15 protein-coding genes, 1 other RNA gene and 1 pseudogene are annotated in these 19072 nt (G+C 48.2%); 12 read left to right on the top strand and 5 right to left on the bottom strand.

Features of this window, described 5'->3' with window-relative positions:
- Positions 1-163: 163 nt before the first annotated feature.
- Positions 164-2287, top strand: coding sequence for a PD-(D/E)XK nuclease family protein (locus tag SPI9445_RS0108845; protein WP_017304378.1), 2124 nt, complete (start codon positions 164-166; stop codon positions 2285-2287).
- 76 nt (positions 2288-2363) lie between these two features.
- On the opposite strand, the gene SPI9445_RS0108850 is transcribed toward SPI9445_RS0108845, so the two are convergent.
- On the bottom strand, positions 2364-2792 hold the full coding sequence (locus SPI9445_RS0108850) for an NUDIX domain-containing protein (RefSeq protein WP_017304379.1): 429 nt from the start codon (positions 2790-2792) through the stop codon (positions 2364-2366).
- 1060 nt (positions 2793-3852) lie between these two features.
- On the opposite strand from SPI9445_RS0108850, the gene purN reads away from it, so the two are divergent.
- The 5 genes from purN to SPI9445_RS24940 all read left to right on the top strand — a co-directional run bounded on the left by purN (position 3853) and on the right by SPI9445_RS24940 (position 7730).
- Positions 3853-4494: a phosphoribosylglycinamide formyltransferase gene (purN, locus tag SPI9445_RS0108860; RefSeq protein WP_026079638.1), complete on the top strand. Its 642-nt coding sequence runs from the start codon at positions 3853-3855 to the stop codon at positions 4492-4494.
- 108 nt (positions 4495-4602) lie between these two features.
- Complete coding sequence (locus tag SPI9445_RS0108865) at positions 4603-5196, top strand: peroxiredoxin (RefSeq protein WP_017304382.1); 594 nt, start codon at positions 4603-4605, stop codon at positions 5194-5196.
- A gap of 52 nt (positions 5197-5248) precedes the next feature.
- Positions 5249-5788: a peroxiredoxin family protein gene (locus SPI9445_RS0108870; RefSeq protein WP_017304383.1), complete on the top strand. Its 540-nt coding sequence runs from the start codon at positions 5249-5251 to the stop codon at positions 5786-5788.
- A 61-nt stretch (positions 5789-5849) separates the two neighbouring features.
- Positions 5850-6032, top strand: a non-coding RNA gene (gene ssrS, locus SPI9445_RS28385) — 6S RNA.
- A gap of 213 nt (positions 6033-6245) precedes the next feature.
- Complete coding sequence (locus tag SPI9445_RS24940) at positions 6246-7730, top strand: hypothetical protein (RefSeq protein ID WP_017304384.1); 1485 nt, start codon at positions 6246-6248, stop codon at positions 7728-7730.
- Positions 7731-7760: 30 nt separating this feature from the next.
- Here SPI9445_RS24940 and SPI9445_RS0108880 read toward each other — a convergent pair whose 3' ends face one another.
- On the bottom strand, positions 7761-8354 hold the full coding sequence (locus tag SPI9445_RS0108880) for a chorismate lyase (RefSeq protein WP_017304385.1): 594 nt from the start codon (positions 8352-8354) through the stop codon (positions 7761-7763).
- A gap of 165 nt (positions 8355-8519) precedes the next feature.
- Here SPI9445_RS0108880 and SPI9445_RS0108885 point away from each other — a divergent pair, with 165 nt between their 5' ends.
- The gene (locus tag SPI9445_RS0108885) at positions 8520-9299 is read left to right on the top strand and encodes a Uma2 family endonuclease (RefSeq protein ID WP_017304386.1); all 780 of its coding nucleotides are present in this window, start codon (positions 8520-8522) and stop codon (positions 9297-9299) included.
- A 122-nt stretch (positions 9300-9421) separates the two neighbouring features.
- Here the strand turns inward: SPI9445_RS0108885 and hisB are convergent, their stop codons facing one another.
- Together hisB and fabI are read right to left on the bottom strand one after the other, a co-directional pair.
- On the bottom strand, positions 9422-10063 hold the full coding sequence (gene hisB, locus SPI9445_RS0108890; RefSeq protein ID WP_017304387.1) for an imidazoleglycerol-phosphate dehydratase HisB: 642 nt from the start codon (positions 10061-10063) through the stop codon (positions 9422-9424).
- A 36-nt stretch (positions 10064-10099) separates the two neighbouring features.
- Positions 10100-10876 (bottom strand): enoyl-ACP reductase FabI, encoded by a 777-nt coding sequence (gene fabI, locus SPI9445_RS0108895; RefSeq protein ID WP_017304388.1) that lies wholly within the window; start codon positions 10874-10876, stop codon positions 10100-10102.
- A gap of 304 nt (positions 10877-11180) precedes the next feature.
- Here fabI and ntcA point away from each other — a divergent pair, with 304 nt between their 5' ends.
- Positions 11181-11858: a global nitrogen regulator NtcA gene (gene ntcA / locus SPI9445_RS0108900; RefSeq protein WP_017304389.1), complete on the top strand. Its 678-nt coding sequence runs from the start codon at positions 11181-11183 to the stop codon at positions 11856-11858.
- Here ntcA and SPI9445_RS24945 read toward each other — a convergent pair.
- Positions 11843-12850: pseudogene (locus SPI9445_RS24945) on the bottom strand (RNA-guided endonuclease TnpB family protein); the annotation flags it as partial. The gene ntcA and the pseudogene SPI9445_RS24945 overlap by 16 nt on opposite strands.
- A gap of 170 nt (positions 12851-13020) precedes the next feature.
- On the opposite strand from SPI9445_RS24945, the gene SPI9445_RS0108910 reads away from it, so the two are divergent.
- The 4 genes from SPI9445_RS0108910 (at position 13021) to SPI9445_RS0108925 (ending at position 19070) form a co-directional block, all read left to right on the top strand.
- A complete protein-coding gene (locus tag SPI9445_RS0108910) occupies positions 13021-14463 on the top strand; it encodes a DUF3084 domain-containing protein (RefSeq protein WP_017304391.1) in 1443 nt (480 codons plus the stop codon).
- 251 nt (positions 14464-14714) lie between these two features.
- On the top strand, positions 14715-15143 hold the full coding sequence (gene psaD, locus SPI9445_RS0108915; RefSeq protein ID WP_017304392.1) for a photosystem I reaction center subunit II PsaD: 429 nt from the start codon (positions 14715-14717) through the stop codon (positions 15141-15143).
- Between the two features lie 213 nt (positions 15144-15356).
- Positions 15357-18557 carry a valine--tRNA ligase gene (locus SPI9445_RS0108920; RefSeq protein WP_017304393.1) on the top strand — a complete coding sequence of 1067 codons (3201 nt, stop codon included), beginning with the start codon at positions 15357-15359 and terminating at the stop codon, positions 18555-18557.
- Positions 18558-18602: 45 nt separating this feature from the next.
- A complete protein-coding gene (locus SPI9445_RS0108925; RefSeq protein ID WP_017304394.1) occupies positions 18603-19070 on the top strand; it encodes a hypothetical protein in 468 nt (155 codons plus the stop codon).
- Positions 19071-19072: the final 2 nt, after the last annotated feature.

Raw genomic sequence — 19072 nt, forward strand, 5'->3', positions numbered from 1 at the left:
AATCGGCTGTAGGGAATTTCTAGGGGTAAACTGGGTTCGGTGTTGGTACTTTTTAAGAAGTTCATCAGGACAAAGAATCCTCCGGCAGTTTGATGTATTCTACCAAAAGAATCTAAACTGTCGATACAGCCGAATTGAATTGATTTCTGAACATTTTGCCATGATGTCTGACCTAAAACCCCTTTGGATTAGTGGGATTACGCGCAGTGGGAAAACCCAACGTTTGGTAGGGGAATTTCAGCGCTGGGTGACTCGACAGGAAGCGGTGGCCGGGGGGAAAACGCCGGGGGGTTTGGTGTTGGCGGCTAATGATGATAATCGGCGGGTGTTGGCGGAACAGTTGAGTCAGGCGATCGCAGGACGTTATCCCATTTACTCCAAAACCCCCCTCGGTTTCGTGACGGATGAGGTGGTGTTATTCTGGCCTCTGTTGTTTGAGGAGTTACAGATTAAAGCCCAATTTCCCCTGCGTTTGCGGCCGGAGATGGAACAAACCTTAGCTACCCGTCTCTGGCATCCTAAGCTGGTTCAGCAGAACCTAGGGGGGATGTCTGAATCCCGTTTTGTGCGGGAGACGTTGGATATTTTGCAGTTAGCATCGGCGAGTGGCATTCCTTGGGAAGAGATCCCCGAGAGGTTAACTCGGGGTTTCGTGGGGGAAGATCCAGATAGGGTTACTCAAGGTTTCGTGGGGGAAGAGTGGAAGTATCAACCCGAGGCCAGTCAGTTACGGGGGGAATTGTTAGAAGAGTGGCGCAAATGGTGTTTAGATCGGGGGTTGTTGAGTTATGGCATTCTCTATGAGTTGTATTGGCGCTATTTACTGCCTCATCCCACCTATGAGCATCACTTAAAACGACGGTATCAGGGGATTTTTGCCGATGATCTCGACGATTATCCGGCGATCGCCCGAGATTTAATTGAATCCCTCCTCAATCACGGGGCCTGGGGGGTGTTTACCTATAATCCTCACGGAAAAGTCCGTTTAGGCCTCAATGCCGATCCCGATTATCTCCTAGGACTCAGCACCCGGTGTCAGGTGGAACAATTCCCGACTCCCCCCGGATTAGCCGCCGACTGGGGGGATGACCTAGTTAGGACAGCATTAGGACAGCAAATTATCCCCGCCCTCCCCCAGTCCATAACATCCCTACAAACCATTTCCCGCTCAACTTTACTCAGCCAGACCGTTCATGCGATCGCCCAGGCCGTGCGGGAGAAACAGGTGCAACCTTCAGAGATTGCCGTCATTGCTCCGGGGTTAGATGCGATCGCCCGTTACACCCTAATCTCCCTCCTCACCCAGCAAGGCATCCCCGTTGAACCCCTCAACGAACAGCGCCCCCTGATCAGCGAACCCTCCATCCGCGCCCTCCTCACCCTCCTCCCCTTCTTTTACCCCCATCTCGGCCGCTGGGTCGAACGAGATAGCGTAGCAGAAATGTTAGTCGTCTTAAGTGGAGCAGGCAACCCCGCCCACAGTACCATTGACCCCGTAAGGGCTGGCCTTCTCGCCGATTACTGTTATCAGGTCAATCTCGAACAGCCCCAACTCCGCCCCGCCACCACTTACCCCCGTTGGGATCGTTTAGGTCATCGAGCGCTCAATGCCTATGAAGAAATTCGCCAATGGTTACAAGAAACCCAGCAAAAACAGCCCAACCTCAAAACCATCATCTTTTTAGATCAAGCCCTGCACCATTTTTTCCTAGATCGAGCATCCCTACCCTTTAGCCAGTTAGCCGCCCTACGGGAGTTAATGGAAACCGCCCAACATTTCTGGCAAGTCGAACGGCGTTTAAATCAACATGAACCCCTTTCCGGTGCTTCTGATGCCATTGCTCGCTTTATCCAACTCCTCCGGCAAGGCACCATTTCCGCCAATCCCTACCCCCTCCGGTCTTGGGGCATGACCCAACCCAACGCCGTCACCCTCGCCACCATCTTCCAATACCGCTCCCTCCGTCGTAGCCATCCCTGGCACTTTTGGTTAGATATTGGATCAAATTTGTGGGCAAAAAGTGGGTCGGCCGGACTATTTGGCGCACCCATTTTTCTCCGCCAGTGGTCTGGTGCTTCCTGGTCCCCAGAAGAGGAAATACAAACAGACAAAGAGCGCCTAGAAAGACTTCTGCGCGACCTTTTAGGGCGAGTAGAAAAAAATCTGATTCTCTGTCACAGCGACCTCGCCGTTACCGGAACAGAACAAATGGGACCCCTCTTAGGTTTAGTCTATGGGACGATGGAATATCCTTCACTGAAGATTGCCCAAAACCTACCACTTTAGCACCAGGAATCCATTTCACCGGGCTGAAGCCACGGCAATCCTTAACATTTCCTGGGGATATGCTGACAAGCCAGTCTTACCTTCCCTCGGTGTCCGTACAATTTTCAATATAATTTTCAATTAAAATTCTGGTATAACTATTTAAAGGATAATCTAAAGCCTGCTCAGGATCGACCCAAGCCCACTCCTCAATCTCATGATTGGGTATAATCACATCACTTTCAGAAAAAGCGTAGTAATTCATCATAATAAAATGGGCTTCCTTATGAAATTGGGGATCTAAAATCGCCTCTTGACACAAAGCAAACTGGATATTTTTGAGTTGCAAACCCACTTCCTCTTGAAACTCTCGAATAAGAGCCTCTACTAAGCTTTCTCCCCAGTCTACTTTACCCCCCGGAACCCCCCAAGTCCCTCGCCATTTTGTTGTTTGAACGATGAGAACTTGTTGATCTGGTTTAACCACTAATGCCCCAACAGTTGTCAAGGGAAACAGTTTTGTCATGGATTAATAAAGAAACCAAAAATAAACATGGCAAAAGCAGCAACCGGATTAGACTTGCGTTGAACTTCCTCACGTCGTTGAGACTGGCTAGAGGCTAACCGCACTTAGGAGTACAGGCTTCACACTCTCTGCGGGCTAATTAGAGGATGTTATCGCGGTCTGAATCAGTTGCTGCCCTTGCGTTAGTCGAGACAGATATGAAGGGTAACAGCTTTTTTACCTCTCTATGCTATTGGACTCGAACTTGGCTGTTTTATCTGCCAGGGAAGCTTGATTAGCTTCAATTACTAATGTAGAGGAGTCAACGAAAAAAAACAAGGGTTTGTTACTAAAGTTAACCAAAAAATAGACCGCCATTAAACCTAAAACTTTAAGCAGAAACGGTTCTCTTTTGGGCAAAACCAACCTCCAAAAATTCCCAAGCAAAAGCGGTAACTGCATAGACTTGCTTAATTTTTCCTCTGATCCTTAAAATCTGAATGGAGTGGGTACAGATTCGGAAAATTCAACTTCATGAATCTAAACCATTACTCCCTTCTGTTAGCTGAGGAAACCAAAGCTTTCTTCTGAGTTACCGCTTTTACCGTTTAACGAGACAGATATAATCTTAAACAGCGCTTTTTACCTCTCTATGTGTATTGGATGTAACTTGCTTTACGTCAATAGCCTAGGGGGTTTCGCTAGACTATTGGGCTTGGCTGTTTTATCTGCCAGGGAAGCTTTAATTGCTTCAATTTCTACTTTAGGGAGGTTCTGAGAAAAACACAAGTTTTTGTTACCAAAGTTCACAGAAAAAGCCTAAATAAACAATTTTGTTGAGTTTAAGCTTGTTTTTGTTTACTAAAATAAATAGATAAAAGATTAATCGCTCATTTTTTGCTTAAAGTGTTTTAAAGCTAGTGATCCAACCGGGGGGCGATGATCCCCTGAGCCGGGAAAAATTAAAAAATGCCATGAGAAGGGCTGAAATTGTCCTTAAAGGCTTATCCTAGTTTAGCCAGCCCTTGTGATGGGCGGCTTGCCATTACGTTATCCTGCCGTTATAAACCCGAGCTTTTTTATGATGGAGCAAACGCCGAGTTTTATCTCCCCTCCCCTACTTTTCGAAGACCTACAACTCCCGGAAACCCTGAAGCTCGGAGTTCTGGCCTCGGGTAGTGGAAGTAATTTTGAAGCGATCGCCCATTCCATCGCCCAAGGTCAACTCAACGCCCAAATCCAAGTTCTGGTCTACAACAAACCCAAAGCCAAAGCCCGAGAACGAGCCGAACGTTTAGGGATTCCCGCCATTCTGCTCAATCATCGCCACTTCCCCAGTCGAGAAGCCCTCGATCACAAGATTGTCCAAACCTTTAAACAGCATGACGTGGAATGGGTGATTATGGCCGGGTGGATGCGCATTGTCACCCCCGTATTATTGGATGCCTATAGCGATCGCGTCCTCAACATCCACCCCAGCCTACTCCCCAGTTTCCCGGGCGTAGACGGCGTAGAACAAGCCCTCGCCGCCGGAGTCAAAGTCACAGGCTGCACCGTCCACATCGCCAGAGAAGAAGTCGATAGCGGCCCCATCCTCATGCAGGCCGCCGTTCCCATCCTCCCCCAGGACACATCCGACACCCTCCACGCCCGGATCCAAGTGCAAGAGCATCTAATCTTTCCCCGTGCGATCGCCCTAGCCGCCTTGCAATACAGCCAATAACAGCATTATGATATCCTTAAAACCAGCCCTTAGTTGAGTCAACACTAGCCCCAAACTTTCCCCCTCAACCCCATCAGCCATCATGGACTACTAGGAGAACCAGAGCAAATGGAAGGATGTTTACGAGTCGGACAAATTGCCCCAGAATTTAGCGCAACCGCCGTCATAGACCAAGAATTTAAAACCATTAAACTCTCCGACTACCGGGGGAAATACGTCATCCTCTTCTTCTACCCCCTCAACTTCACCTTCGTTTGTCCCACCGAAATTACAGCCTTTAGCGATCGCGCCAACGAATTCACCACCCTGAAAACCCAAATTCTCGGCGTATCCGTCGATAGCGCCTTCTCCCATCTCGCTTGGATGCAAACCGAACGCAACCAAGGCGGCATCGGCAACATCACCTATCCCCTCATCTCCGACATCAAAAAAGACATCAGCACCGCCTACAACGTCCTAGACCCCGACGCAGGAGTAGCCATGCGAGGCCTCTTCATCATCGACAAAGACGGCATCATCCAACACTCCACCATCAACAACCTCTCCTTCGGCCGCAGCGTAGACGAAACCCTCCGCACCCTCAAAGCCATTCAATACGTCCAAACCCACTCCGACGAAGTATGCCCAGCCGGATGGCAAGAAGGAGACAAAACCATCGTCTCCGACCCCAAAAAATCCAAAGTCTACTTTTCCGCCATCTGATATCCTCCCACACCCAAGGGATTAACACCCCATCCCACCCATTCAAAACCCTATGCTCACCTCCACCGACTTCCGAGGCCTCCTAAACCCCCGCTTCTTCTCCAACCTCCTCCCCATCCCCGCCACCAGTCCCCTCCTCCTCGGTCGTAAAACCCCCGACTTCCTACTCCCCGATATCCGCAACAAAACCACCCTAAGACTCTCCGACTACAAAAACCAACAAACCGTCATCCTCGCCTTTACCCGCATCTTTACCGAAAAACAATACTGTCCCCTCTGTTATCCCCACATCAAAGCCCTTAACGAAACCTACGAACAATTCACCGCCAAAGGAGTCGAAATCCTGATGATTACCAGCACCGACAATCGACAAAGCCAAAAAGTCGTTCAGGATCTCAACCTAAAAATGCCCCTCCTCAGTAACCCCAGTTGCGACGTCTTCCGCAGTTACCAAGTCGGCCAAGCCCTAGGCGCCCCCCTTCCCGCCCAATTCATCATCGACAGCCAAGGCATCCTACGTTACAAACACCTCTTTTCCTTCCTAGAACCCAACGCCAGCCTAGAAAAACTCCTCAGCCAGCTAGACCAATAATCCCCGCCCCTTCTTCTCCTCCCTTGCCCCCACAGCAAAAATTGAGTAATATAAAAAGAAGCGTTTGCTGAAACGTTGGTGACTGCCCATTCAGTTTGTTGATCTATGCTTGAATGATACGGGAATCAATGCGTTTGCGGCGGTAGACCGAGCTTAGATACTCGGAAACCTAAAGTAGAACCAAAGGTACCCACCTGGTTTATCCAGGTCAAAAACTGGGGTAAAACGGCGTTCCGGTGAACCAAAAGCATAAAGTCCCTTTTATCTGACGGTAAAAGGGATTTTTAATAGCATCCTTAAGCTTTTTTTCCATTTATCCGAAAAAACAGTTACTCTTGTGTTTTTGTAGAGTAAAATCAAAACATTCGAGGCTGTCCCCCCTTCCAGCTAGCTGGGCTCGATCTACTGGACTCGACCCAAGAGTTTCCCAATGAGTAGTATGAGCAGTAACATTTATATGAAAGAAGCAGTAAATCTATCAAGGGAGCATCAAACTGCTTTGGAGCAACCCCAAGATATCGAAGAACTTCAGGAAACCATCTTTCGGTTTTTCTTAGACTTAGTACGGCATTTTCCCCCAGCGGACGCCCTACAGGAATTTTGCCGCATCTTTTTTGAATACGAATCCTCCCCCAGCAATATTCAAGTTTTTCGTGCGGTAACAGCCTTAATTTACCATGACAACAAATCACAATTTTTAAATACTTTCAAACGTTGTTGTTATATTTTAATTAATAATTGGGAATCCAATCGTAGTTTTGAGGCCATTCAAGACCTCATTGATATCTTTGAATTTACCAACTTTGAAGAAGCACAAAGCCGCACCTCCCGTTTAACTCATCGCTATAACTCCCCCTCTGCCAAAATTACCCGGCGGCTCAACTCTTGGGTTCAAGAGTTTAAAAATGGTCAGGATTATCAAGACTTACAACTCTTTATTGCCAAAGTTGATCCCCAATTAAAACACCATCACGAATCCCTTTTACACAAACACGCTGATGAACAAAATCGTCCTCTTCGCAAAGCTAGAATTGAGAGCAAAAGTTTACACTGGAGTAAACGTTACACCTCTTATTTACTCGTTCCCCAATATATAAACACACAAAACTCACCGGAACAGAGAGAAGCCGCTAGGCAACTTTCCCATGAACTGAAACAACAGTTTAAATTTGACCTCGCAATGTACACAGCCCTTTCCCAGTCCGAGGCTGCTCGTCAAGACCTGCCCGATAATCCCACAGGTTTAGGAGAAGAAGCCGTCCGCTTAATTAAAAAAATTGTGGCCAAACGAGGGAGATTTAGCTACAGCAATTTAGCACATATTTTTCTCAAACAAATTGAGGGATTGTACTACCAAGAATTTAAAGACGCTTTAAAAAACTACTTAATCGGTTATACTGATGACCAAGGGGATAGCCAAAAACCTGAACTCGGCTCATTCCAACACAAAGTCAGTGAGTGTATTGATAACATCTATCCAGACTATGAAGAAGAAATTGTCAATGACCCACTCCTTTTGAGAACTTGTAATCGTCTCGTTGATGATTTAACCACAACAGATCAAAATACACCCTCAGAACTGTTTGCTCGTTTCCTTTCCCAAGGGCATCCCCTCACCTTAGTGATTGTTTTATTAAAGTTAATTCTGATTTGTCCTGCGGCACGAATGCACCTAGATCATCAGATTGCTTGTCTTATTCGTTACTATATGCAGTTTCCTGAAGACGAGTGTCAATGGGCGGTTCAATTCTTTGAAATTTTCAATATTACGTTTGCGATTTATGCTGATAAAGATGTTAAGTATGACCTAATCCGCCGTTCCTCCAACAATAAATCTGCCAACGCAGATCAGGACAATCAATGGGATGACTACTGTATTTTTTCTCAATATAAAGGAGAATCTTCTAGGAAAAACCAACAAGCCACAAAGAATCAATCTTAAACAATCCCATCAGTACAAAACACGGGCTTTTCAGTGACTTTTCCCTAAGTATTTCCGTAAATAGGGGGAAAAAACTTCATAAATCAAGGTGAGAGGTTGTCCACTATGCCAAAACAGGTAATGACGACCCCAAAAAGGCCCTTTCTCCTGGAAAGCTTCTTCTAACGGTTCAGAATGCCCAAAGTAAACCCCTTGAATATCCCGATATAACTCACTATGGAGATGTGAGAGGTTATCCCAAATGGGAAGAGCGCGGTTTTGGAGGTAATCATCCACTTGGCTACCATCCCACCAAGAAGTCGCATAGGCTAAACGTTGACCTGATGCCGTGCGTAACCAAACTTGTCGCCGTAAGCGAGGGCTAGGTACCGCCTCAATCAGGGGCGGAGCCTTGTCATTGTCCATGCCAATGAGGGACATATCAATCACATCCACTTCGATTTTCTCCCGAGTCAGTAAGGTCAGATGGCGGGTCGGTGAACCATCCCCAAGGAGTAAAATCTGCCAGGCGGGGGCGAGTTGGTTGTGGGGAAGTCCTTGTTGAATGACTTCCGCCCCCCCTTGCCACAGAGGGCTGAGGGCGTGCCAAGTGCTTTCTAGGATTAGGCTGCTTTGGGGTTTCAAGATTCTTGCTCAGTTTAGTTACAAAACTTCACGTTTTGCTTTTATGATAACCTTGTTTGCCCATTCCTGTGGGTGGATCTTGGGAGTTAAAGGTTAGGATGAGAGAAATATCCTAACTCCTGTGCTATGGTTAATCTCACCCCAAGGCAGAAAACCCTGCCGACTATGTATGATCTACCCAGTGAAGAAGTAGGAGAACCGGGTTTGCCGGACCAATTCCACCCCCTACAAGCCGAATTACTGCGTCTGACATTTCAACCGGGCAATTACGACCCAGAACAGGTTTTTTCGGCAATGGATCTCAATGTTTATTACGATGAGAACCACACCAGACGATATAAACGCCCAGATTGGTTTGGGGTGGTGGGAGTGCCTCGCTTATATGAAAATCGAGACTTGCGCTTAAGTTATGTGGTGTGGCAAGAAGGGGTTAGCCCTTCTCTGGTAGTGGAATTATTATCCCCAAGTACCCAAGGTCAGGATTTAGGACAAGTGGAAGGGGAGGTAGATGGAACACCGACAAAATGGGAGGTGTATGAGCGGATTCTGAGGGTTCCCTACTATGTAGTATATGACAGGACAATGGGGGGGTTTCGAGGGTTTGAATTAGAAAGGGGAGCAACAGCCGAATCTCCTCGCTATGTGGAGGTAGAAGTAAGGGAGAATCGCTGGTGGTTGGAGGGATTGGAATTAGGAGTGGGTTTGTGGCAAGGGACTTATGAGAATGTGAATCGTTTATGGTTACGTTTCTATGGGAGTTCGGGGGATTGGATTCCTACACCGACGGAACGGGAACGACAAGCTAGAGAATCTGCCGAACAACGGGAAGAAGAGGAACGACAAGCCAAAGAATGGGAACGACAAGCTAGAGAAGCGGCAGAACAACGGGCGGAACGTTTCCGGCGTTTACTGATGGAAAATGGGATTAATCCTGATGATGTTTAGCCTATTCGGGGGGAAATCCTGCGCTGTATGGAAAAACTCCCCCGTTACAGGGAAGTTTTTCCGCCTTGCCGTTGCTGTCAACGACGGCATCGACAAGGGGATGGTAGTTTTTTCGGCGAGTCTTATAAAACGCCTTTGGAACTGGGAATTTGGCTGGCACGACGGGGGTCAATTTCAATGGCCATGCGGAGGGCGCGGGCAAAGGCTTTGAAGGTGGCCTCAATGATGTGGTGGGAGTTGATGCCGTCGAGTTGGCGAATATGTAGGGTCATTTGACTATGATTAACGATGGCGACGAAGAATTCTCGCACTAATTGGGTGTCGTAGGTGCCGACGCGCTGGGTGGGGATGTCTAGACCATAACTGAGATGGGGGCGACCGGAGAAGTCTAGGGCAACTTGAATGAGGGCTTCGTCTAGGGGGGCGATGAAATGACCAAAACGGTGGATTCCTTTGCGATCGCCTAATGCTTTCCCCAAGGCTTGACCTAACGTAATCCCCACATCTTCGTTAGTGTGGTGATCATCAATTTCAATGTCCCCGGTGGCGGTAATTGCTAAATCAATTAGACCGTGAGAGGAAATTTGATGCAGCATATGATCTAAAAAGGGCACCCCCGTATTGACCTGACAAGCCCCTGTACCATCTAAATTGACCCGCACTTCCACATCTGTCTCCCCGGTCGTCCGCCGCACAGCCGCACTCCGTAAGGGTCGAGAATGGCTCATTTCTGGGCTTTCTAGGGGTTTATCACTTAGCTGCATCAATGGTTCTCCTTCAAAATTGATATTAGAACAGGTTCACATCCCCATGATCTCATAACCAGAATCGACATAGATCACCTGTCCGGTAATGCCACTAGAGAGATCACTACATAAAAAGGCGGCGGTATTGCCTACTTCTACTTGGGTGACAGTGCGGCGGAGGGGGGCCGTGGCTTCAACATGGTGGATCATGTCCAGAATCCCGCCCACGGCCGAGGAGGCGAGAGTCCGAATGGGGCCCGCTGAGATGGCATTGACTCGGATATTGTGGGGGCCGAGTTCTGAGGCTAAATAGCGGACACTACATTCTAGGGCGGCTTTCGCTACGCCCATCACATTGTAGTTGGGAATGACTTTCACGCCCCCTAAATAGGTGAGGGTGACAATGGCTCCCCCGTCAGTCATCAGAGGTTTAGCACTATGGGCAAGTCGGGTGAGCGAATAACTGCTAACATCAAGGGCAGTGTTGAAACCTTGGCGGGAGGTGGCGCTAAAGTCTCCAGAAAGGTCATCTTTTTGGGCAAAGGCTAAACAGTGAATGAGGATATCGAGTTTTCCCCATTTTTCGGCGATCGCACTAAAGGTTTCCTCGACCTGTTGATCATTCTGGACATCACAGGGTAAAAACACCGTCGGAGCAAGGGGTTCAACCAACTCACCCACTTTTTTCTCAAAACGCCCTTTCTCATCGGGTAAATAAGTGACTCCCAACTCCGCCCCCGCTTGGTGTAGTTGTTGAGCAATCCCCCAAGCAATAGACCGATTATTGGCAATGCCAGTCACCAGAGCTTTTTTTCCCGTCAAATCTAACATAAGTTTCAATGGTTGGTGTGAAGACCGGACAATACTCTACCTTACCATTCTCAGGGAATAGGGGATAGCTTCACTTACCCCCTAGAGAAAAAACTTGAACGTTTTATCCGCCTGACTCTATATTTGATTCAATTCCCCCAGAACGTCCTATACCCGGATCGGTAGGGTCTGAACCTATCCCCATCGGCATTCTTGGGTAACTGTCATCCAAGTGCAGATCACAAATCCCACCTCTCTAAGCATGATCGCCTATAATTGTCTCAGCCTAAGTTCACTTAACTATTGTCCCTAAACCGCTTCTGCAATGGATTTTTCCGTATTTGAAAATCAACCTTTAGCTTCGGTGTTTCGTCAAGTGGGAAGTGGTTCATTTCCGCCCGTTGTCGAAACCTGTGAACGCGGAAAAACGATCTTTTTCCCCGGAGATCCCGCCGAACGAGTTTATTTTTTAATGAAAGGCGCAGTGAAGCTGTCGCGAGTCTATGAGGCCGGGGAAGAGATTACCGTGGCCTTGTTGCGGGAAAATAGTGTGTTTGGTGTTTTGTCTCTCATTACCGGACAAAAATCCGATCGTTTTTACCATGCCGTCGCCTTTACCCCTGTAGAGATGCTCTCCGCGCCGATTGATCAGGTGGAACAGGCCTTAAAAGAAAATCCAGATTTAGCAATGGTTATGTTAAAAGGGCTATCTTCGCGGATTTTACAAACGGAGATGATGATTGAAACCCTCGCCCATCGGGATATGGGTTCTCGTTTGGTCAGTTTTCTGCTCATTCTCTGTCGGGATTTCGGTGTGCCGACTCCTAACGGGATTCGCATTGACCTGAAGTTGTCCCATCAAGCCATTGCCGAAGCCATCGGGTCTACTCGGGTGACGGTGACTCGCTTGTTGGGGGATTTGCGTCAAGAAGATATGATCTCAATCCACAAGAAAAAGATCACCGTGCATAATCCAGTAGCCCTCAGTCAACAGTTTACGTGAACTACCCCACCCTGCCGAGGCGCGAGGATGGGGCTTCCTGATTCAATGGGAAAAGCATCTAGCAAAACCGAAATCTTGCCAGGTTGTCTTACGTTCCCTCCCCAGGCCGTATCGCTGGTTCCCAACGACAATATCCGCAAGGCTTCATTTTTAATGTTTTGTGCTGCATTAATATCACGGTCGTGGTGAGTGCCACAATGTTGACATTCCCATTGCCGAACCTCTAACGGTAAGCTATCCACTCGATTAAGGCAAACGTGACAAGTTTTTGAAGACGCAAAATAGCGGTCAACTTCAATATAGGTTTTGCCTTCCCACTCGGCTTTGTATTTCAGCATAGTGGTAAACATCCCCCAACCCACATCACTAATTGCCTTGGCTAGTTGAGGGTTTCTTACCATCCCTTTGACGTTCAGATTTTCTACAGCAATTACTTGGTTTTCGTTAACTATCTTAAGGCAGCGCGTTGCGGGGGTTCCCCCCGTTGTAGCGACTGCCGTGCGGGATAGCTTGTGTAGAAAGTCCTCACGACAATGGGCAATTTTACTGTGAACTTTGGCGACTTTTTGTTTCGCCTTAGCTCGATTTTTACTACCTTTTTTTTTACGCGATAGCTTTTGTTGCTTACGCTTTAGGTTGTTCTGATGCTTGGCAAAATGGCGAGGGTTGTCGTACTTAGACCCATCGCTAGTAATGGCAAAATGAGTTAGCCCAACATCAATGCCAATAGCTTTGCCCTCAACCGATGGGCTAAGGGTATCTTTCCCGTCATCCACTAATACCGAAGCATAGTATTTGCCATCAGGATTTTTAGAAAGAGTAACTGTATGAATTGTCCCTTCAAATTCCCGATGACGACGGCAATAAATCAATCCAATCTTTCCCGGTATTTTGATGTAATCCCCCTCCAACTTAACGTTAGCAGGATAACTTAAAGACTGCCGACCATGCTTGGACTTGAAACGGGGGAATTGCGCCCGTTTCTCAAAATAACAGATTATCTAAGGATTCGCTGTCGCTCAGTATATTACGGGGTTGCTATCCATCCCCTCCCTGCAAGCGAGGAAGGGAAATTCCGCAACATTTTTGTTAAAAGAAACTGGCAAGATTGAGTGGTAAGCGGTAAGCTTAACAAACAGCAACAGAGTAGAGTAGGGAATCCATGACCAGTGCTTACGTCCTAATTGCAGCCGTTTTAGTGCTTGGTGGGTTACTGGCTGTATTGGGCGATCGCATCGGGACAAAAGTTGGTAAAGCAAGACTCCGCCTGTTTAACCTCCGGCCAAAGAATACAGCCATTGTAGTAACAGTCATGACCGGGACGGTAATTGCGGCTAGCACATTAGGGATTTTGTTTGCTAGTAGTAAGTCCTTGCGTCAAGGGGTTTTTCGGCTCGATGACATTCTGCGGGAGTTGCGAGTGGCCGAAGCGGATCTGCACCACATTAGCTTAGAAAAAGGACAAGTTGAGGCAGAACTGAACCGGGTGAGTGAAGAAAAGCAGATGGTAGAACGAGGATTAATCGTGATCCAAGAACGCTATGAGTCTACCCAAGAACAGGCCGCCGAATTGGGAGACGAAGTGCAGGAATTGCGGGAGCAACGGGAACGACTGGTTCGGCAACAAAAGGAACTCCTGCGACAACGGGAGGAATTATTAGAGCAAATTCCCCAACTTCAGGGGCAAGTGCGAGAGCGCGATCGCACCATCCAAGAACGCAATCAACGCCTTGCCGAACAGAATCGGGTCTTACGGGAACGAGAACAACGCTTTCAGGAACTAGCAAGACAACAAGACCGCTTACAAGAAGAAATTAGCGAGCGAGATGGGCGGATTCAGGATTTAGATGAGGCGATCGCCGAACGAGATCAAACCCTACAAAATCGAGAATCCACCCTACTAGAACTCGGACGACAACTCAGCTTTCTCCAAGGGGCCGTTTCCGGACTCGAAGAAGACTATCAACGCTTGCGCGTCGGCAGTGTTGTTTTAGCCAGAGGTGAAGTCCTCAGCTTTGGAGTGGTGCGAATTTTAGACCCCAACGCCGCTCAAGATGCCGTGGATCAACTCCTACGCCAAGCCAATCGCCGGGCCATAGAAGCCACCCGTCCCGGACAAAATGAACCCATCAGTGAACGAGTAGTCTTAATCACTGAAGCCCAAGTGCAACAGTTAATCAACCAAATCAAAGACGGTCGAGATTATGTAATCCGCATCCTCTCGGCCGGGAACTATATCGCCGAAGAACCCTTTGTCCGTGTCTTTGCCGATGTCGTCCTCAATCAAGAAATTTTTGCCCCCGATCAAGTCGTTGCCACCGTCTCCGTAGAACCCGATACCATGAGCGATCAAGAACTCACCGAACGCCTAGACACTCTGATTGCAGCTACCCAATTCCGCGCCAGACGCACAGGCATTGTCGGCGACATTCAAATTGAAGACGGCGACATTAAAAAATTCACCGACTTTGTAGACCAAATGTTGCGCTCCGGGCAATCCTACAATGAATTACGCGCCGTCACCGTAGACTCCACCTATACGGCCGGCCCGTTGAAAATTAAGTTAGTCGCCCTGAAAAATGGAGCGGTGGTTTTTAGTACATAGGGCTTGCTGAATAAGTCCGAGAGTTGGGGAATCGGGAGTCGGGAGTCGGGAGTCGGGAATAGGCAATCGTGCCAGTTTTAGATGATCTGTTCCCTGTTAAGAGTTCCCTGTTCCCTTGTTGAGCCTAGCATCTGGTGTTATTCAGCAGACCCTACATAACAAACTGTTACAGTTCTTGACAGAAGCACGAACAGTCTCGCCCTAGGGTGATAGCATTCCCTAAACAAACTCATTGTTTTAGAGAGAAAATTATGACAGAAGCTCTTTCTGGAAAGCCCCCCAAATTTGGCGGTAGCACAGGCGGACTGCTCACCAAAGCAGACGTAGAAGAAAAATACGCCATCACCTGGACCAGCAGCAAAGAACAAGTCTTTGAAATGCCCACAGGTGGCGCAGCCATTATGAACGAAGGCGAAAACTTACTTTACCTAGCCCGTAAAGAACAATGCCTCGCCCTTGGCACCCAACTGCGCACGAAATTCAAACCCAAAATCGAAGACTACAAAATCTATCGGATTTACCCCAACGGAGAAACCCAATATCTCCACCCCGCCGATGGTGTCTTCCCGGAAAAAGTCAATGAAGGTCGTCCCTTCGCGGGCAAAAAAGACCGTAATATTGGCAGCAACCCAGAACCTGTAACCATTAAGTTCTCTGGGAAAGCTCCCTATGATGTTTAGTTGACGACGGGTTGGGTCTATCACACTTTACGATCCAAAAAAGGGTACGATAAACCGTACCCTTTTTAGCTTCTTCGGCGGGAAGCCCCGCACCCTACCCTTTCACTATGGACAGCCGTTGTTTAGGGAAAATCTGACCAAAAAGCTTAAAACCCCCCCTTCCCTATGGCAAAATTTAACTAAGTTTAGGCTTTTATTTAACTCACGTCCCGCATGACTGCAAAAACCCCCAACCTAGCAACCCAATATGACCCCGTTGCCACAGAAGCGAAATGGCAACAATACTGGGAAGAACACCACGTTTTCCAAGCAGATCCCAGCGTCGGAGGAGAAACCTATAGTATTGTCATCCCCCCGCCCAACGTGACAGGCAGCCTGCACATGGGACACGCTTTTAATACCTCCCTCTTGGATACCTTGGTGCGATACCATCGGATGCTGGGGAAAAATACGCTTTGTCTACCGGGGACAGATCATGCCAGTATTGCCGTTCAAACGATTTTAGAACGTCAATTGCGCGAAGAAGGAAAAACCCGCGACGATATTGGACGGGAGAAGTTTTTAGAACGGGCTTGGGCTTGGCGAGAAAGTTCCGGAGGAACTATTGTTAATCAATTGCGCCGTATTGGTCTTTCGGCGGACTGGAGCCGGGAACGCTTCACCATGGATTCTGGGGTGTCTGAGGCGGTGTTAGAGGCCTTTGTGCGCCTTTATGATGAAGGGTTGATCTATCGTGGCCAATATATGGTCAATTGGTGTCCCGCGTCTCAGTCGGCGGTGTCGGATTTGGAAGTGGAAAATAAGGAAGTCGATGGCTTTTTGTGGTATCTGCGCTATCCCCTAAGTGATGGCACGGGGTCGGTGGAAGTGGCGACGACGCGGCCAGAAACCATGTTAGGGGATACGGGGGTGGCGGTGAATCCTAATGATCCTCGTTATAAGGCGTTAATCGGTAAAACGTTAACCTTGCCGATTGTGGGGCGAAAAATTCCTATTTTTGCCGATGAGTTGGTGGATCCAGAGTTTGGGACGGGCTGCGTTAAGGTGACTCCCGCCCATGATCCCAATGATTTTGAGATGGGAACGCGCCATCAGTTGCCGTTTATTAATATCCTCAATAGAGATGGCACGTTAAATGAAAATGCCGGGGAGTTTGCCGGACAAGACCGTTTCACCGCTCGGAAGAATATTATTAAGCGGTTGGAGATGGACGCGGTGCTGTCGCGGGTGGAAGATTATCGCCATACGGTCCCCTATAGCGATCGCGGCAAAGTCCCCGTTGAACCCCTCCTTTCGACCCAGTGGTTCGTTAAAATCGAACCCCTCGCCCAAAAAGCCTTACAAGAACTGGATCAAAACAATTCCCCCTATTTTGTCCCTGAACGTTGGAAAAAGGTCTATCGGGATTGGTTGGTCAAGTTAAAAGATTGGTGTATTTCCCGTCAGTTGTGGTGGGGGCATCAAATTCCAGCTTGGTATGCGGTGAATTTGACCCAAGGGGAAATTACCGACCATACCCCCTTTGTGGTAGCCCGGAGTGAAGTCGAAGCGTGGGAAAAAGCTAAGGCTAAATTTGGGGATGATGTGGAACTGATGCGGGATCCCGATGCCCTAGATACTTGGTTTTCCTCCGGTTTGTGGCCTTTCTCAACCATGGGCTGGCCCCAAGAAACCGAGGACTTGAGTCAATACTTCCCCAACTCTACCCTTGTGACTGGGTTTGATATTATTTTCTTCTGGGTCGCCCGGATGACGATGATGTCCCGGCATTTCACCGGACAAATGCCCTTTAAGGATGTGTATATTCATGGGCTGGTACGGGATGAAAACGGCAAGAAAATGTCGAAATCCGCCGGAAATGGGATTGATCCTCTGTTGTTAATCAATCGCTATGGGGCCGATGCTCTACGCTATACCTTGATTAAGGAAGTGGCCGGGGCGGGGCAGGATATTAGCCTACAGTATGACCGCAAAACCGATGAGTCGGAATCGGTGGAGGCCTCGCGGAACTTTGCCAATAAACTCTGGAATGCGTCGCGGTTTGTGTTGATGAATTTGGACGGCAAACCCCCGCAAAAATTGGGGATGCCCGATGTGCGAGGGTTGGAATTGAGCGATCGCTGGATTCTCTCCCGCTTTTATCAAGTCGTCGCCCAAACTCGCTCCCACTTGGATCAATACGGGTTAGGAGAAGCCGCCAAAGGCCTCTATGATTTCATTTGGGGCGACTTTTGCGACTGGTATATTGAACTGGTGAAACCCCGTCTCCGGCAAAGTAGCCATTCTAAATCCCGACGAGTGGCACAACAAACCCTCGGTTATGTCTTAGAAGGGATTCTCAAACTCCTTCATCCCTTCATGCCCCACATTACCGAGGAACTCTGGCACACCCTCACCCAACAATCGGGGGAGGTTTTAGCCCTACAACCCTATCCCCAAGTGGACGAAGTGCTAACAGCCTATGACGAAAAACAGCCAAAACTATCAGAACCCGATACTTTAGCCTTTCTGACCCCAAAAACGGCGGATTATGACAATCCTGTTGTACAATTTCTGGCAGACTTGCCTGTTAACACCACCAACCTCCTAAAACACAATCGGCGATCGCTCTGGGTTCTCGGAGCCTTGATTCTGCTCTTGATGCTCCTGCGCTTTGTCTTTGCCGCCCTCGATGCCATCAACGACATTCTCTTCTTAGAACCCGCCTTCCAATTAATTGGACTCCTCTATAGTGGCTGGTTTGTCTATCGTTATTGGGGACGAGTTGAGGATCGTCAGAAAACATGGGAACGGGGTAAAGCTTGGATCGGCAAAATGATCGACTTAACCCCCCATATTGCCCCCGAGACTCCCGCCATTTTTCCCTTAGAGGAGTCCACCCCACAACCCACCTCACCAACAGCTTCAGTGTCCCCCCAAACGCTAATAGATCCTAAACTTGAACAGGATTTTGAGCTAATTATTAGTACAATTCGGGTTGTTCGCAATTTGCGCGCTGAAGCGGGCATTAAACCCGGTGCAACGGTTTCCATGATTCTCCAAAGTGAGAACGAAACCGAGCGGGAGGTGTTAACCGCAGGTCAAGTTTATATCCAAGACGTTGGCAAAGGGGAAAAAGTCCAAATTACCCCCAGCTTAGATCAAGAATATGGACAGGCCTTTGCCGGAGTTGTCGGCACGATTCAAGTCCTGATTCCATTACAAGGGTTAGTTGACATTGAGGCGCTTTGTGCCAAGCTAGAAAAGGACTTGAGCAAGGTAGAGGGGGATGTGCAATCCCTCACGGCTCGTCTAAAAAATCCCAATTTTGTCAATAAAGCACCTGCCGCCGTCGTGCAAGGCACAAGGGACAGTCTAGCGGAAGCCGAACAACAAGCTAAAATTTTGCGCGATCGCTTGGTGCGTCTTCAATAATCGCTCTCTGTTTGCTTAACCAATCACCCACAACGAACCAAGGCGATGTTACACCTGGCACAAGTACAAAAAAAGTCGGCATCAGACGCACTAGAACTTAAATTATTGGCGGAACAAACCGCCGAGGATGTTTGGATTCTCGGTGAAGCTCAATCAATTCCTGTGGGGGATGAGGTCTTCGCGAATCCCCTCAGTGATGGTTTACTGGTTCTAGTGGAATTGAACGAAAATCACGAGATTTTGAAGATTGAAAACGCGGCCGACTGGGTGATTGAACTGGTGCAGAAGGTGTCTAAAAATCAAAGTGCGGCCGCGAGTTGGTTAAGTGAAGCCGAAGCCCAAATTGAGCAGTGGCGGCAAGAACTCACCCTCAAAAGTCAGGAAATTAGCATTAAACTGTTAGAAGTGGAAACCCGCCGGGAGCAGATAGAAGACAGTTTACAGAAGGAAAAAGCCCAACTGGAAAAGGAAAAAGCCGAAATGAAAGCCAACTTGGGGGATAGTGAGCCGTAAAC

The organism is Spirulina subsalsa PCC 9445, assembly GCF_000314005.1.
Classification (GTDB): Bacteria; Cyanobacteriota; Cyanobacteriia; order Cyanobacteriales; family Spirulinaceae; genus Spirulina_A; species Spirulina_A subsalsa.